Origin of the sequence: Methanoregula sp., assembly GCF_049686655.1 — an archaeon.
GTDB lineage: Archaea > Halobacteriota > Methanomicrobia > Methanomicrobiales > Methanospirillaceae > Methanoregula.
The window spans coordinates 18,854-34,759 of record NZ_JBAVIG010000017.1 but is presented as its reverse complement, the minus strand read 5'-3'; the positions used below and the strand labels follow the sequence as shown (position 1 = coordinate 34,759).

The 15,906-nt window shown below is 56.4% G+C and carries 17 protein-coding genes and 1 tRNA gene; 8 read left to right on the top strand and 10 right to left on the bottom strand.

What is annotated here, in order from left to right; translation table 11 throughout:
• Positions 1-218: 218 nt before the first annotated feature.
• The 3 genes from WBL42_RS02075 to WBL42_RS02065 form a co-directional block, all read right to left on the bottom strand.
• A complete protein-coding gene (locus tag WBL42_RS02075) occupies positions 219-605 on the bottom strand; it encodes a nuclear transport factor 2 family protein (RefSeq protein WP_424719600.1) in 387 nt (128 codons plus the stop codon).
• Positions 606-873: 268 nt separating this feature from the next.
• Positions 874-1,032 (bottom strand): hypothetical protein, encoded by a 159-nt coding sequence (locus WBL42_RS02070; RefSeq protein ID WP_424719602.1) that lies wholly within the window; start codon positions 1,030-1,032, stop codon positions 874-876.
• Positions 1,033-1,140: 108 nt separating this feature from the next.
• Positions 1,141-1,214: transfer RNA gene (locus tag WBL42_RS02065), tRNA-Val, on the bottom strand.
• Positions 1,215-1,350: 136 nt separating this feature from the next.
• Here WBL42_RS02065 and WBL42_RS02060 point away from each other — a divergent pair.
• Positions 1,351-1,674, top strand: coding sequence for a DUF4389 domain-containing protein (locus WBL42_RS02060; RefSeq protein ID WP_424719599.1), 324 nt, complete (start codon positions 1,351-1,353; stop codon positions 1,672-1,674).
• A 503-nt stretch (positions 1,675-2,177) separates the two neighbouring features.
• Here WBL42_RS02060 and WBL42_RS02055 read toward each other — a convergent pair.
• The 4 genes from WBL42_RS02055 to serA all read right to left on the bottom strand — a co-directional run bounded on the left by WBL42_RS02055 (position 2,178) and on the right by serA (position 7,874).
• Complete coding sequence (locus WBL42_RS02055) at positions 2,178-2,744, bottom strand: DUF7504 family protein (protein WP_424719598.1); 567 nt, start codon at positions 2,742-2,744, stop codon at positions 2,178-2,180.
• Positions 2,734-3,738 carry a PAS domain-containing protein gene (locus tag WBL42_RS02050; RefSeq protein ID WP_424719597.1) on the bottom strand — a complete coding sequence of 335 codons (1,005 nt, stop codon included), beginning with the start codon at positions 3,736-3,738 and terminating at the stop codon, positions 2,734-2,736. The genes WBL42_RS02055 and WBL42_RS02050 overlap by 11 nt, the downstream gene beginning before the upstream one ends.
• A gap of 147 nt (positions 3,739-3,885) precedes the next feature.
• Complete coding sequence (locus WBL42_RS02045; RefSeq protein WP_424719596.1) at positions 3,886-6,081, bottom strand: PAS domain S-box protein; 2,196 nt, start codon at positions 6,079-6,081, stop codon at positions 3,886-3,888.
• 188 nt (positions 6,082-6,269) lie between these two features.
• The gene (serA, locus tag WBL42_RS02040) at positions 6,270-7,874 is read right to left on the bottom strand and encodes a phosphoglycerate dehydrogenase (protein WP_424719595.1); all 1,605 of its coding nucleotides are present in this window, start codon (positions 7,872-7,874) and stop codon (positions 6,270-6,272) included.
• A 184-nt stretch (positions 7,875-8,058) separates the two neighbouring features.
• Between serA and ppsA the strand changes: the two genes are divergently transcribed.
• From ppsA to WBL42_RS02005, 7 genes are all read left to right on the top strand, one after another.
• Positions 8,059-10,338 carry a phosphoenolpyruvate synthase gene (gene ppsA / locus WBL42_RS02035; protein ID WP_424719601.1) on the top strand — a complete coding sequence of 760 codons (2,280 nt, stop codon included), beginning with the start codon at positions 8,059-8,061 and terminating at the stop codon, positions 10,336-10,338.
• Positions 10,328-11,449, top strand: a complete 1,122-nt coding sequence (mfnA, locus tag WBL42_RS02030) for a tyrosine decarboxylase MfnA (RefSeq protein ID WP_424719594.1) — start codon at positions 10,328-10,330, stop codon at positions 11,447-11,449. The genes ppsA and mfnA overlap by 11 nt, the downstream gene beginning before the upstream one ends.
• On the top strand, positions 11,442-11,990 hold the full coding sequence (hpt, locus tag WBL42_RS02025) for a hypoxanthine/guanine phosphoribosyltransferase (RefSeq protein WP_424719593.1): 549 nt from the start codon (positions 11,442-11,444) through the stop codon (positions 11,988-11,990). Before mfnA ends, hpt begins: the two co-directional genes overlap by 8 nt.
• Positions 11,968-12,915, top strand: a complete 948-nt coding sequence (dph2, locus tag WBL42_RS02020; RefSeq protein ID WP_424719592.1) for a diphthamide biosynthesis enzyme Dph2 — start codon at positions 11,968-11,970, stop codon at positions 12,913-12,915. The genes hpt and dph2 overlap by 23 nt, the downstream gene beginning before the upstream one ends.
• Positions 12,912-13,526, top strand: a complete 615-nt coding sequence (locus WBL42_RS02015) for an METTL5 family protein (protein WP_424719591.1) — start codon at positions 12,912-12,914, stop codon at positions 13,524-13,526. Before dph2 ends, WBL42_RS02015 begins: the two co-directional genes overlap by 4 nt.
• Entirely contained in the window at positions 13,523-13,711 is a 189-nt protein-coding gene (locus tag WBL42_RS02010) for a hypothetical protein (RefSeq protein WP_424719590.1), read from the top strand. The genes WBL42_RS02015 and WBL42_RS02010 overlap by 4 nt, the downstream gene beginning before the upstream one ends.
• A gap of 109 nt (positions 13,712-13,820) precedes the next feature.
• Positions 13,821-14,000 carry a hypothetical protein gene (locus WBL42_RS02005; protein WP_424719589.1) on the top strand — a complete coding sequence of 60 codons (180 nt, stop codon included), beginning with the start codon at positions 13,821-13,823 and terminating at the stop codon, positions 13,998-14,000.
• Positions 14,001-14,093: 93 nt separating this feature from the next.
• On the opposite strand, the gene WBL42_RS02000 is transcribed toward WBL42_RS02005, so the two are convergent.
• The 3 genes from WBL42_RS02000 to WBL42_RS01990 all read right to left on the bottom strand — a co-directional run bounded on the left by WBL42_RS02000 (position 14,094) and on the right by WBL42_RS01990 (position 15,799).
• On the bottom strand, positions 14,094-14,837 hold the full coding sequence (locus WBL42_RS02000; protein WP_424719588.1) for a TylF/MycF/NovP-related O-methyltransferase: 744 nt from the start codon (positions 14,835-14,837) through the stop codon (positions 14,094-14,096).
• 41 nt (positions 14,838-14,878) lie between these two features.
• On the bottom strand, positions 14,879-15,256 hold the full coding sequence (locus tag WBL42_RS01995) for a hypothetical protein (RefSeq protein WP_424719587.1): 378 nt from the start codon (positions 15,254-15,256) through the stop codon (positions 14,879-14,881).
• A gap of 78 nt (positions 15,257-15,334) precedes the next feature.
• Positions 15,335-15,799 (bottom strand): hypothetical protein, encoded by a 465-nt coding sequence (locus WBL42_RS01990; protein ID WP_424719586.1) that lies wholly within the window; start codon positions 15,797-15,799, stop codon positions 15,335-15,337.
• Positions 15,800-15,906 lie beyond the last annotated feature (107 nt).

Genomic DNA, 15,906 nt, shown 5'->3' with positions numbered 1-15,906 from the left:
CGCCCCGCAATTTGACCGGTTTTTGAGTTTTCGCCACAAATCGCGGGGATAATTTCCGTGGTGGACAACATGGTTCTATTTTTGTGTTCACCACCGGACCCTGATGGGAAAATACGCCCGTTCCGGCCCCGGATTGAGGGGCGAGACCGTATGTATGAGGGCAGGGCGGTTTTGTCTTATAAAGGATGGGATAATTTAGAGAAGTACTGGATCCCGGGTTAGAACATGGTATTGCTGTTTGCCGCCTTCTCCGGCACATCCTGCAGTACGTCCCAGTGCTCGACAACCCTGCCGTTTTCGAGCCTGAAGATATCCATCACGGCCACGCCCCGGTCGTCCTTATGCCGGACAAGGTGGCTGTGAACCACCACGAGGTCTCCTTCGGCGATGAGCTGTTTGAAATTGAAATGGAACGTAGGAAATGCCCTGACAAATTCCTTGACGAATGCGATGAACGGTCCGGGGCCGTCTCCTGCCCCGGGGTTGTGCTGCCGGTAATAGGGCCCCATGAACTTCGCCACTGCCTCTTCCGGCTTCTTGAGGTTCATTGCAAGGTTATAAAAATCCCGCACCGTTGTCTTGTTGGATTCCAGCTGGTCTTTCATGATCGTTTCCCCCTGCCTGAGGAGGTTCCAGCGTTCCTGAAAATATGCGCACGGATTCTCTTTTTGGAGATCATTCTCCAAACAGGACTCAGGCAAGGAGGTTATAGGCAGGTCGTAAATATATAAACCTATTGAAATGACCAAATCTCCCGGGAACTGGCTGGTACAGATGGCTGGATCCACAACCCTCGTGTTCCGGGAAGGGGAAGCGGTATAGTGAACCAGGCTTCATCCAGAGGGAGAGACAGGGCGAGGGAAAAGGTCATCTCTATCGAACCATCGTCTCTTCAGGGTACCCGACCATGAAAAACCCGACAGTGCCGATGCCTGCCCGGGGAAAAAGATGTACTGCCAGGACTCCCTGTTCAACGGTTACCCGCTTGTTCATGAGCCTGAGGGTATCATTGCTCTCCGATTCAAGACCCAGGTAGACCCGTATGCACCCGGCACGCTTTATAAGGCTGACAAGTTCCGGTGTGAGCCGGTCGATCCGGGAAAGACGTTACTTGCGGAATCTGCAATGAAAAAGAAATGATGGGCCCGCTGAGATTCGAACTCAGGACCTCCGCCATGTCAAGGCGACGTCATAGCCAACTAGACCACGAGCCCGCTTAATGTCTGATGCTCTATAGCATCTGTTCTGGTATTATTAAAAATTAGTGCACTGGTTCCTTGCCCAGGTGCCCACCGGTGCCCCCGGGTTATAAGCCGGATCCTTTATGAGACAGGATCGCCTATCTCTGGAATGGTAATCATGACTGAGGGAACACCCGCACAGAAGCAGCTCTTCTTATTTGAGCACGACGCCGGCCGGCTCGAGCTGCTCATCCGTATCGTCTACTGGATCCTGATCGGCATTGTCCTCTGGGTCTATGGGATCATCACGTTCATCGTCCTGTTTATCCAGTGGTTCCATATCCTGATCCTGGGATGCAGGAACGAGGGCCTCTCCGGCTTTGCAAAAGGCTACCTTGAGTACATGGTGCACGTGATGCCGTACACCTATGTAATGACCGACAACCGGCCGGACATCCTGCCGGTGACCGTGAAGATCTTCGAGGAATCGTAAGACCGGGTCCCTGCACCCGGTCAGGGAAACTATTTTTATTTTCTATCCAAAATGGAAATTAATCTCCTAAAAAATCCGATTTTTTGAGCGAATACATATGATTACAATCATGGTTGTGACAAGTGCGGGGCTCTTGTCCCGACTACAGAACTGCTGGGTCCCCGATGCGGCAATGCCAACGGGGCACCCTGTCCGAACCGAAGATGTTTTCCCTGAAGAAGAATGGGTGCGCCATCTGGTCGCCCCCTGTTCCGAAGGCAGATCAGAACATTCTTTTTTTCCTCGTATTTGTGCATGAGTATCTCATTCGCACACAGGCGCCAGCTTCCCCTTAAGTTTCGCCTCGGCCCCGAGCCGCATCAGCTCGACCACATTGTTTGCCATGCCCTTTGTCTTGCTCATCACCAGCGGATCCGTCCGGAAGAACTCCGCGTCCGTGATAGTGTTGAACTGGGACCCGTGGTTCCGGAGGGTGCCGGGATTTTAAAAGAGAGAGGGGCAGTTCAGCCCGTGTCAACAACATTATCGACAAAGGTAGTGAGCTGGGTCATCAGCATCGGGTCAAGCCCTTTCTCAACCGCAAGGAAGACGCCGGACACGTCCATGAGACGGAGTTTGTTGGTCACAAAATGGATAAATTTCGAAATGTTTGCCGATGAGAGATAGATCAGCATCGTACTCACAGAGTCGTACATGATGCACACTTTCTGGCCGGAATGTTCCTTGAGAACTTCCGTAACTGCAATGCCCATGTCCGTAAGGTTCGCCGGGTTATTGATATAACGCACGACACCGGGAATATTCTCGGCAGTTCCGACAGAGTTGCGGGTGACCGCATCGATGAATGAGACGCTGTCAGGGGGGATACTGCACTGGGCATACATCTTGGAGAGCACGCTGTAGGGAAAGTTCGTAGTGATAACAACCGTATGATAACCAAGAGCTGAAATTTCCCTGATTACATCACTGTTGCGCTGGCGGATCATCCCGGGGGATGCCAGGATCAGGAAGATCTTCTTCTGTTCGAGTTCATGGGGATCAATATAGTCCGGCACATCATCACCCTTCAAGGAATTTCCGGTACGCTTCGGGGATCGATTTGTTCTTCTCAACGATTGCCTTCTGGAACTCCCGGATATTCGCCTCGATCTGGGCCGCGTTCCTGGCCTGCCCTTCGAACACCATGATCGTCTCATCCTTGTCGAGCAGCCCGTTCTTCATGAGCTGCGCCGATTCCATGAGGGTGCTGCCGACAATGCTTACCGGCTGTTTCAGCCGCATGGTCATCTCGGTCATATACGCGACCAGCGCCTCCTCTGCCTTGCGCTGGTCGGTGATATCCCTCCCGATGGCGATCTCGTGGAGGGTCCCCCCGGTGCCGATCTGCCGGGTGTTCCACGAGAGGATCCGCTCCTCCCCGTTCTTTGTATGGATCGTTGTCTCGATATTTTCGAAACTGTTATGTTCGGTGATTACCTGAGAGATTTTCTGCGTTATGCTGCGGCGGTATACGGTATCGGGATAGATTTTTTTCCAGATGTCGTGCCGGCCTATCACTTCACCGGCGGAGTACCCGGTGATCACTTCTGCTGCCTTGTTCCAGACCTGGACCGTACCTTTCGGGTCGAGAACGGCAATGAGCACGTTCGCGTTGTCGATGATGCTGTCGCGGAATAGCGTGGCCTCCCGTTCGCCCGTGACATCCATACCGACAGCAATGGTCCTTGGCATCCCCGCTTCAAGGATCGTTTTGGTATTCCAGAGAATGGTGTGGGAATCACCGGAACGCGTGCGGATAACGGTTTCGAGATTCTCAAAATAATTTTTTGTTTTGAGGATATCCGCGATCTTCTGCGTAACACCCCGGCGGTACTCTTTGTCAGGATAGAGATGTTTCCAGATATTTGCGCTGCCGACAACCTCATCCCGGGAATAGCCGGTGATCGTCTCGGCGGCATGGTTCCATGAGATGACCCTCCCTTTTTCGTCAAGGACCGCAATCAGGACAAGCGCATTGTCGAGAAAGCCTGCCTCAATACAGGATTTTTGATCGTGTGTTTCCATCAGAACGTTTCCCCCGTTAACCCCGACCGTACTCGTTACAGAGAATGCTTCGTGGGATTATATGAATATATAGTGAAGGTCTCATGGAGTGAATAAAATCCGTGAACCGGGAGAACCAAGTAATCCGGACATTGCGTTTGCTTCCGGTCAGGGGGTTACCGAAAACCTGTATCCGCCGTCCGGCACAACGAGTTCGAACCGAACTCCTTTGCCGGGAATTCCGTTCTCGGTGATCGTAATACCGGTAATTGAGAGGATCTCGCGGGAAAGGAAGAGATCAAGCCCCGTATGTCTGCCAAACCCTTTGGTGAATAAGTACTTTTTATCCTCAGCACTGATACCGTTGCCATCATCTTCGAAGATGATCCGGAGAACCGTACCCGTTTCGCTCGCATTGACACGGAGAGTGGTCATGGTATCCCCGCCATAGTGCAGGGAGTTGTCAATGAGGTTATAAAACACTTTTTCAAGAAGGGGATCGGCAAATATCTCGAGTCCGGGGCACCCGGTATCAAGCCTGATATTCCCCAGGGGAAGAGCCGCCCCGGTGAACCTGACAAGTGCACTCACATCCTGCCAGACCGGGGAATGCGCACCAATCTCCTCATAATCCTTGGTGAAACTGATCTGTTCGGCGAGAACCTCGGTAATTTTCAGCTCCTTGGCAAAAAACTCCCTGAGTTCCGCCGGGTTATCGATCGCATCGGTGCTGAGCTCGATATACGCATTCAGTGCCATCAGCTGGTTCCTGATATCATGGCGGGTAATGCCGGAGAGCAGGCTGAGTTTTTTATTCAGCATGCGCAGATTGTCATCCGCCCGCTTGCGCTCGGTGATATCTATGAGTGTTTCCACGGCACCGATAATTACTCCCTTGACGTTCCGGATGGGCGCGGCAGTAAAATACAACCAGGTTCCTGATACATCCATTTTCGGGAAGAAACCAGTAGCTTCGTAAGCCCCGTCCACAAGCCGGGATTTAAAGATTTTCCCCTCGTACCATTCGGGAAGCTGTTCAACCCGCTCGTCCACGAGCAGATCCGCAAGTACCGGTCGTTTTTCATCGTAAAAGGCCTTCCACGGGTCCGTGGTTCCCAGGACATCCGCTTCTTTTACCCCGCTGTATTCTTCGATCGCCTTGTTCCAGGATAGGACCCGGTGATTTTTATCAATCACAAATTGCAGCATCGGAGAGCCGTGAAGAACAGAATTCAGGAGTGCTTCGTTCTCCCGCAGTGCGTCTTCAGCCCGCTTACGTTCGGTGACATCCCGTACTGAACCCTGGAAACCGATAATATTCCCGCGCGAATCTTTGCGGGCAACAGTGGTGATGAGAGCGTTGATGATTGTCCCGTCTTTTTTCTTTAAATCGACAGGATATTCAAACGAATACCCGTTTTTGCGAATATACCCGATGTGGGTGTCCCTGTCACGGGGATTTGCATATATGAGCGCGAGGTTAGTCCTGAGCAGATCACTCCTGCTTTCATAACCGAACAGTTCGACCGCTGCATCGTTGAAATCCACCCATCTTCCATCCGTGGTAGTGATAAATATGCTGTCCCGCGACGTGAGAAAGAAAGCACGGTATTTCTCCTCACTCTCCAGCAGTGCATCTTCCGCTTGTTTGCGCCCGGTAATATCTACAGCGAACACTAATAACCCGGTGACGGTTCCCTGTTCATCCCTGAGCGGAATCTTATCAGTCTGCACCCATAGATGCTCTCCGCTGGCCGTGGTCAGGGCCTCGATGATGCCGAGCCTTGGGTTGCCGGAATTGATCACTTCACGGTCGTCCTGGTAATATTTTTCTGCAAAATCGGGGAAGAGATCATAGCCACTTTTTCCTTCAATCTTATCGACGGCTGCCCCAAATGCCCTTGCAGCTGCAGGGTTAACCCGAATAAAATTATTCTTCGTATCCTTGTACCAGATCATTGCCGGCACATTGTCGATGATTGCCTTGTGATCAGCACTCAGCCGGCGGCACATCTGTGTATCGCGTTGCATCCGTCCGCTCAGATGAGATACCACGGCCGCGATCAGGATAAATACGCCGGAACGTGCAATCGCAGAAAGAATATCAGGTATTGCCAGGGTAACAGCCGTAAGCGACAATGCACAATAGCAGACAGAGAGAATAAACGCAAAAAGGACGCCTCGTCGGGGGTAATAATATGCGGTAAGGATGATCGGGATGTAAAACAGGTGTGGGAGCACATTCGTGACGCCAAACCTGAGCCCATACACATTGATGAGAAGAAATACAATTGAACACACGACGATAAGCGCTGGGATCAGGAGAGGTTTCTTCCGTACGTCATCGAAGAATAAAAAATCCATCGGTGATACCCCGATTGATTAATCATATAATTTCCAATAGAATTTAAGAATGTGGGTCGCAAGCAGCCTGAACGTGAGGGGGGCAGCTCTGCCTCAAAATTCCTACTTCTATCAGGGTTTTGCGTGATCATTTGCCCGGTCTCCCGGGAAAAAGAAGCCAGCTGAACGGGCAATCGAAAAAAGTATTCTCAGATCTTCTCTGAAGATATCCTGGCAAACGTAGCAGTGAAGATGCCGGGCATCGAGCGGATCTCGTCCATCACGGCAGAGGGAACTTCGCTGTCCACGTTCAGGACCATGATCGCTTCCTCGCCGGGGTTGATCCGTCCGACCTGCATGCCCGCGATGTTGATATTGCACTTCCCGAGGATCGTTGAGGCACGCCCGATGACGCCCGGCTTGTCGAGATGGCGGGAGACGATGACATAGCCCTCGGGGATCATGTCCATCGTGTAGCCGCCAACTGCCACGATCCGGCTCCGGCCCTTGAAGAAGACGGTGCCGCTTACGGATTCTTCGCCCTTATCGGTCTTCACCCTGATCGTGATCAGGTTCTTGAATCCTTTCGCTTCCTGCGTGACCGTCTCGCTGACCGTGATGCCGCGTTCTTTTGCAATGTACTCCGCGTTCACGATGTTGACCGGCTGCTGGAGGATCGGGTCAAGGAGCCCTTTGAGGGCAAGGCGGGTGACGAACTTCATGCTGCCCGCATAGGCGGAGAGTTCGCCGCCGTAGATGAGCTCCACGGAAGAGAGCCTGCCGCCGGCGATCTGGATCGCGAACCGCCCCATCTTCTCGGCGAGCTGGGTATAGGGTTCGAGGATTTCGGCATGCTCGGGAGGGACCATGGGTGCATTGACCACGTACTTCGCCGAACCACCTTTCAGCACCTCGATGCACTGCCTGGCCACCGAGACTGCCACATTCAGCTGGGCCTCGACCGTACTTGCGCCGAGGTGCGGTGTGACGATCACCTGATCGAGGGAGAGGAGCGGGGACTCGAGCGGAGGCTCGGTCTCGAAGACATCGAGCGCAGCTCCTGCCACCTTGCCGCTCTTGATCGCATCGTAGAGCGCCTTCTCGTCGATGATGCCGCCGCGGGCACAATTGATGATCCGGACGCCGTCTTTCATGGTCGCAATGCTCTTCGCATTGATCACGTGCTTCGTCTCGGCGATCAGGGGGGTGTGGACGGTAATGACATCAGCAACCTTGAACAGGTCGGCCATGGACATCATCTCGACACCGAGCTGGGCTGCACGTTCCTTGGTGATGAACGGGTCGTAGGCAACGCACTTCATGTCCATCGCATTTGCCCGCTTTGCCACCTCGCGCCCGATCCGGCCGAAGCCTACGATACCGAGCGTCTTCTCGTTGAGTTCCACGCCCATGAACTTCGAGCGCTTCCACTCCTTCTTCTTGAGGCTCGCGTTTGCCTGCGGGATGTTGCGGGCGAGCGCCTGCATCATCGCCATGGTGTGCTCGGTCGCCGCAAGGGTGTTGCCCTCGGGGGCATTCGCCACGATGATACCCTTGCGGGTTGCCGCTTCCACATCGATATTGTCGACACCGACACCGGCCCGGCCGATGAACTTCAGTTTCTTCCCGGCCTCGATCACCTTTGCCGTGACCTCGGTGCTGCTCCGCACGAGCAGGGCATCATACTCCCCGAGAATATTGCAGAGCTCGTCTTCCTTGAGCTCCGTTTTGACGTCAACGTCAACGGCCGCCCGGAGGATCGCAAGCCCTTCTTCCGCCAGCGGATCGCTGACGAGCACTCTTGCGTTTGCCATAAAAACCCATACAATATCTGCACTGTACTTAAAGAGGGTTATTCTTTCCCTGCGGAGAGTTCGCGCGTACAGCCACAAACGGCCAGGCAGGATCCCGGGTGTTCCGGGAGGCGTATCCGGAGGGGTGGAACAGGGTATGATAACCCTTAAACAGGGTGGCGATAAGATCATAAGTGGTGCGAGCATGAAAGAAGTGCCCAATATTCTGTGGCTCGAGGAGATCCGTAAAGAGGATATCATTTCCGTCGGGGGCAAAGGGGCGTCCCTTGGCGAGATGGCCTCGATCGGGCTCCCCGTTCCGAAAGCCTTCGTTGTCACGGCGCAGGCATTCCGCAGGTTTTTAGTCGAGACCGGCCTGGAGAAGAAGATCTTTTCATCGTTCGAGAAGCTCGATGTGGAGGACAACGCGGCACTGGAGAGAGTAGCCGAGAATGCCAAGGCACTCGTCATGAAAGCGAAGATGCCGGCAGCGATCCGGGACGATATAAAAGCGTCTTATAAGAGGATGTCGGCCGGGGAGCTCATTGTGGCGGTACGCTCAAGTGCAACTGCCGAGGACCTGCCCGATGCCAGCTTTGCCGGCCAGCAGGAGACGTTCCTCAACGTCAAGGGTGAAGCGGCACTCATCTCCTCGGTCCAGAAATGCTGGGCCTCGCTCTACGGTGCCCGGGCGCTCTATTACCGGGCCAAACAGGGGTTCGACGACCACACAGTCAATATCGCCGTCGTAGTCCAGCAGCTGGTCCCGTCCGAGAAGGCCGGCGTCATGTTCACGTCCCATCCCATCACGGGCGAGTCGATCACGATCATCGAAGGCTCGTGGGGCCTCGGCGAGGCGGTCGTCTCCGGCACGGTCTCTCCCGACAAGTACGAGTTCGACCAGCGGGGCGAGAAGCTCATCGATACATTCATCGCAAACAAGAAACTCGAGATCATCGCTGACGGCGACCAGGGTACCAGGGTCATGGATGTGCCAAAGGACCGCCAGGACAAGCAGGTCCTGAGCGAGGCCGAAGTGGCGAAGCTCGCAATGTACGGCAAGATCGCCGAGAACCACTACGGAGTACCGCAGGACGTGGAATGGGGTATCGTGGCAGGGACCATCTATATTCTCCAGTCCCGGCCCATCACCACCATCGGGAAGAAGGAGGCAAAATCTGTGACGGAGCATAAGTCAAGTGCGAAGATCATCATCAAGGGCCAGGGGGCGGCCCCTGGTATCGCCACCGGCAGGGTTGTCATCATCCGTGACGTGAAAGACACGGGATCCGTGAAAGAGGGCGATATCCTCGTAACGAAGATGACGAACCCGGACATGGTGCCGGCGATGCGCAAGGTTGCAGCGATCGTGACCGATGAGGGCGGGATGACCTGCCATGCGGCGATCGTCAGCCGCGAGCTGGGCACGCCGGCCGTTGTCGGTACGAAGAATGCAACAAACGTGCTCAAGAACGGCCAGCTTGTCACAGTCGATGGCGAACTGGGCCTGATCTACGAGGGCGAAGTCGCCCATGCATCCCCGGCACCGGCAGCACCGCAGCTGGTTGCAGGCCACGGCCAGATCATCACCGCGACGAGCGTGAAAGTGAACGTCTCTATCCCCGAGGCGGCAGGCCGGGCAGCGGCGACCGGTGCCGACGGCGTAGGCCTCCTCCGGATCGAGCACCTGATCCTCGGCCTCAACAAAACCCCCGGGTGGTTCATTGCCAACCACAAGGAAGAAGATTTCGTAGCGGAACTCCACGACGGCATCAAGATCGTGCTCGACGCGTTCCCCGGCAAGACCGTCTGGGTCCGCACCCTCGATGCCCCGACCGACGAGTTCCGGAACATGCAGGGCGGCGAAAACGAACCCCACGAGCACAACCCGATGCTCGGCTGGAGAGGCATCCGCCGCGACCTCCAGAGCCCCGACCAGTTCCGGCTCCAGGTGGAGTCCTTCAAGCGCCTCTGGAAGGAGGGCTACGACAACCTCGGGATCATGTTCCCGATGGTCTCCCACCCCGACCAGTTCATCAAAGGAAAAGAGATGATGCGGGGCTGGGGTGTTGACGTCGACAACGTTACCCTCGGTATCATGATCGAGATCCCCTCGAGCGCGATCATGATCGAGGACTTCATCCGGGCCGGCATCAAATTCGCTTCGTTTGGCACCAATGACCTGATCCAGTACACGCTCGCCATAGACCGGAACAACGAGAACGTAGCCGACATGTACAACCCGCAACACCCGGCAGTCCTCCACCTGATCCACAACGCGATCCAGACGTGCCGGGCCTACGATGTGGAGTGCTCGATCTGCGGCCAGGCCGGCTCCGACCCGAAGATGGCGGTCTGGCTCGTGGAGCACGGCATCACGAGCATCTCGGCAAACATTGACGCCATCGCGAAGATCCGCGAAGCAGTCGCACGGACGGAGAAACGCATCATCCTCGAAGCCGCGAGAACAAAAGATGCTGAATAAGGGTCTGTCCGAAGACGAACTCTTCACTTTTTTCTCCCATAAGAAGCGGGAAGATCTTGACCACGATTATATCCTGAGCTCCATGTGCACGATCCCTCACTCCGTGGCGGTGCGGGCACACTGCATGTTCATGGAGACGAACCTCGGCGACCCGGGCCTCTTCCCCGGCACCGCCTCACTCGAACAGATCCTGGTGGGGAGGTTTGGCTCGCTCTTCCACTGCCCCGAAGCAGGGGGTTATGCAACGAGTGGAGGCACCGAGTCCAACATCCAGGCCCTCCGGCTCGCAAAGGCGATCCGGTGCACCGACGGCCACGGCCACAACGGCCAGCCCAACATCGTAGTCCCCGAATCGGCGCACTTCTCGTTCAAGAAAGCCTGCGACATCCTCGGACTCGGGATGCGCCGGGTCCCCCTCCGCAAGGACTTCCGGATGGACGCTGACCGGGCAGCAGAACAGATCGATAACAACACCATCGCACTCGTAGGGGTTGCCGGTACTACCGAGTATGGTATGGTCGATCCAATCGCCGACCTTGCTACGATCGCATTGGAGCACGATCTCTTCTTTCACGTTGATGCGGCCTTTGGCGGGATGGTGATCCCGTTCCTCGACGACCCCGTCCCGTTCGACTTCGCCCTCCCCGGAGTCACCTCCATCGCAGTCGACCCGCACAAGATGGGGATGAGCACGATTCCCTGCGGCTGCCTCCTCACCCGGGACCCCGGGATCCTCAACACCCTGAACATAGACACCCCGTACCTCACGGTGAAGCAGGAATACACGCTCGGCGGCACACGCCCCGGGGCGCCGGTCGCCGGGGCGCTTGCTGTCCTCGACTATCTCGGCGTGGAGGGCATGAAGGCCGTGGTAGCCGGGTGCATGAAGAACACGGAGCGCCTGATCGCGGGGATGGAGACGCTCGGCATCCCCCGGGCCGCAACCCCCGACGTGAATGTTGCAACCTTCACATGCGACAGGGGCCGGATGCCCGGGCCATGGAAGGTCTCGTGGACCTGCCGTAAGCACTTGCGGATCGTCTGCATGCCGCACGTGCACCGGGACCGGATCGAGGCATTCTTAAAAGATATTGGTGAAACCCATGCTTGACCGACTCGTAGAATCGCTTGAGACATGCCCGATGGTGAAACGGGGAGAGTACAATTACTTCATCCACCCGATCACCGACGGCGTACCGATCGTAGACCCCGCACTCCTCCGCGATGTGGCAACGGCCATGATCAAGGTGATGGACTTAAACAGCGTGGACAAGATCGTCGTTGTGGAAGCGATGGGGATCCACATCGGCTCTGTCCTCTCCACGATGACCGACATCCCAATGACGGTGATGCGGAAAAGGGAATACAAGCTCCCGCACGAGGTCCCGGTTCACCAGACCACCGGCTACTCGAAAGGGGAGCTCTACCTTAACGGAGTCTACAAGGGCGACCGTGTAGTGATCATCGACGATGTCGTGAGCACGGGCGGGACGATGAAGGCGCTCCTCGCGGCCCTCGAAATTGCCGGTGCTGAAGTCGTGGATGTCTGCATTGTGATCCAGCGGGGTGACCCGGATATCGGCCGGCCGTACAAATCCCTCGTGAAGATCGAGGTGGACGACAGGGTACATGTTGTCAAGCGATATCTCTGACCTCATCAGTCAGCTGAAGGAGCGGGGGGCGAAACGAATCGCCCTCCAGTTCCCGGCCGGGCTGAAGCGGAAAGCGGCGGGGTACGCAGCAGCACTCCGGGATGCCGGCTTTGAGGTGAACGTCAGCGGCGATCCCTGTTACGGTGCCTGCGACCTTGCGCTCGGCCTGCTCCGGGACGCAGATGTACTTGTCCACGTCGGCCACGCTCCGGTCGACCGCCAGCCGGATGTCATCTTCCTCCCGTATCCGGTCGGTTTTGATATCGATGTGCTGGGCAAGGTCCTGCCACTCCTGAAGGGGCCGGTCACCGGGCTCGTAACTACGGTCCAGCACGCCCATCTCATCCCTGCGATGGAGGAGTATCTCCGCTCCAAAGGCATCGACGTCCGTGTGGCAGACGGTTCGGGCAGGACTCCCCTCCGGGGGCAGGTGCTCGGTTGCTGCTTCTCCACAGCCCGGGACACCGGGGCGGGGGAATGCCTATTTGTCGGTACCGGCGTCTTCCACCCGATCGGGATCGCACTCAGCACAAAAGCCCGGGTTATCGCACTCGATCCCGTCGCAGGAACGGCGCAGGAAGTGAGCGGCAATGCTCTCCTCCGGAAGCGTTTTGCCGTCATCGAGAAGGCCCGGGATGCAAAGAGCATCGGGATCCTTGTCAGTACAAAAACCGGGCAGCGCCGGATGGAGCTGGCCCGGAAACTTGCCGGGCTCTCACCGGACGCCGTGATCATTCCCCTGCAGGAAATCACGCCGGACGAGCTGCTGGACCTCGGCTTCGGTTGCTATGTGAATACAGCCTGCCCACGGCTCGCCTACGACGACCAGGTCCGGTTCCCGGTCCCGGTCCTCTCCCCGCAGGAGTTCGAGATCCTTTGCGGCGTCCGGAGCTGGAACGACTATGAGATCGACGAGATCCCATGAAACTCAAAAAACTTGAGATGACCCTCCAGCGCCTCTCGGGATTCACCCGCCCGAGGCCCTCGCTCGAGCAGTACCAGACCCCGGCTCCCCTCGCGGCCCGGTTGCTGTACCATGCACTCATGAACGGCGACATCGAAGGCAAACGGGTCTGCGATCTCGGGTCCGGCACAGGAGTGCTCGCAATTGGCGCCGCACTTCTCGGGGCGGCGTCGGTGGTCGGGATCGAGATCGATGAGACGGCGGTCGGGACTGCCCGGGCGAACGCGGACCTGCCCGAAGCGGACGTGGAGTTCATAGTGGCCAATGCAGACGATCCCACTCTCCCGGACAACGTGGGACCCTGCGACACCGTGATCATGAACCCACCGTTCGGTGCGCAGAAAGCCCATGCCGACCGGCCGTTCATCGACCTTGCCCTCCGGCTCGCCCCGGTTACGTACGGCATCTTTAATGCGGGATCCACCCCGTTCGTTGAGAGTTACACAGAAGGCCGCGGGAAGATCACCGACCGGGTCGGCGGATCATTCCCCATAAAGCGGACCTTCGCGTTCCACACCAGGGACGTGCAGGAGATCGAGGTCGAAATCCTGCGGCTGAAACGGACACCATGACACAGTCCCGCAGCGTGAAGGGTACCATCACCGGGCTGGCTGCGGCCCAAATGATCACCGGCATCTACATACCGGTACTGCCGGCAATCCTGCCACTCCTTATTGCAGGCAACGGCTACTCCTACTCGCGGCAGGCCTGCTCGTCACGACCTACAACCTCACCTCCTCATTCACCCAGCCGGTGATCGGCTGGCTCACCGGCAAAAAAGGCCTGACGATCAGTGTCAGCAACGCGTGATCCGCTCAATATGTTTATGGGTTCCTGAAAAAAAGAGGATATGAGGATACCTGCATATGGATAAAATGGGTAGTATCACGCTGGTAATCGGTCTTGTGCTGTGCGTACTCGGGGGTTATGCCATCTGGGCATTTATCCCCGAAGTGATCAGTGCGGTCAAAGGCCTCATCGGTATCGCAGTGCTGCTTGCGGGGCTTGTGCTGGTAATTTTTGGTGCACTGATCTTAAGGGATTGAAGTGTCTGCAAAAGAGAGGAAAAACCTGCATTGCCACAGCACCTGAATACCCCCGGGCAGGTGCCGGTATGATTTTTTTAAACTGTTTTTGGGTTATACCTTGACGACAAGGCACTGTGACCCGGCAGTCTCGAGGACCGGCTCGGTCCTGCCCTCAAAGAAGTCATCGAATGCCTTCTTGACACCGGGGGCTGTGATATAGTCGTGGGAGAGGATGATCCCGCCCGGGCTCATGCGGGAATAGAAGAACTCAAGGCAGAGCTTCGTGCTCTCGTAGCAGTCCACGTCCAGGTTCACCATTGAGAATGTCTTGTCCTGTACGGGAGCCGAAGTGTCGGGAAAGATCCCCTTGTAGAAGTGGACATTGCTGTCATCCTTGAGGTATGCCTTCACCGAGTCGTATGACGCGGCGAATTTACCTTCGTAGAACGGCCAGACCATGTCGATGTCGTCCACTTTCGGCAGGCCTTCGAAGGTGTCGAAGAGGTGGAGAGACTTGTCGCCCTTGGCCGAGCAGATGATCTTGGCAGATCCGCCTTTGTATACCCCGACTTCGGCGATATCCCCAGGGACTTTCTGCGTCCGCTTCACGGCCATGAAGATATAATAGGCCTCGATGTCCTCGAGCAGGAGCTCGGTCTCGGACCGGATCTTCCTGAGCCCCTTGGCAAATTCCTTGCGGTCATCGTTGCCATAATGGGAAAGCCTGCCCCGGTTGGCAATATCATTGCCCATGAACGGCTCAAAGAAAAAGGCCTTGCGGAACTTGAGAAGATACCTGCTGGGGACAAGGGAATCGAATGCCCAGAAAATGTTCTTCTTCGGGAACAGACTCATGCTGAATACCATACGCGTTCAAGTAATTTATAAATCACGGATCACCGGAACCCGAATTTCCGCATCAGACGCCGGTTCGTTGCAAGCCAGCCGATAAGAATCGCGGCAAGCAGCAGGACAAGCGACATCTTCCACAAGAGAAGAATCGATAGGCCGGCCACGTACGCGAGGATCACCGCAACAAGACCGGGTACGCGGCCCTTCTTCCAGGCCTGGTAGATCGAGAGCAGGAGCAGGACCGTGGGCAGGATAACGAACAGGTACCTGATATCCGGGTCCGGGTAGAACGTATCGATCGTCCTGCCAACCAGGGTGAGGATCACACCTTCCGGATCGATACCGACCGCAGTCCAGAGACCGGACAGGAAGCCAAAGCCGATCACGGACTGCCAGATATATGCGTGGGACTTCTTTGCCATACGGGGTCGGGTCCGGGGATTCGGGTCTGGTTCCTGGCGGGTTCCGGGTTCTTTTTTGCAGTTCATCTGCCCGCAGGTTCACCGGTTCGCTGGCGGCAGGGGGTGCAGGCCTGGCCGGGGAGATTCGGCGCTGAAGTCCAGCTCATCGAGGAAGGGCATCAGGCAGGTGACATAGGGAACGGGCGTTGTGCTGGTATCCAGGGCAGCCTCGCCGATCGTGATGATCTCTACCATCAGCGGGAATTCCTCCATTGTCTGCTCAAAGGACGGGTCGTTCTCCTGCGTAAACCGGAGGAAGCTCCCGACCTGGATCACCGGGCGCTCGTACTCAGGAACCTTTGCAAACCCGGCAAGCACAGACTCAAGGCTCTGGTTCCGGGCAAGATCCTCCTCGAAGAAGAGGTAAATTGGAACCCCGTAGTTCTCCGCGATCGTCCCGAGTTTCCGTATATCCGCTTTTTTCCCGGGAGCTATGCCCAGAGTACCAAGTTTTTCGGCCGGGGTTTCACCACGAAGGGCGGCCCATGCGGTCTTTTTCAGCATAGGAATAACGTTGTTGCGCGAAGGGTAAAGAGATTGATAGCCGGAGGGGTTTTCTTAAAAACCCGAAGGGGAGAAGGGAGGCACAAGCAGACCTTCGACTCCGACAA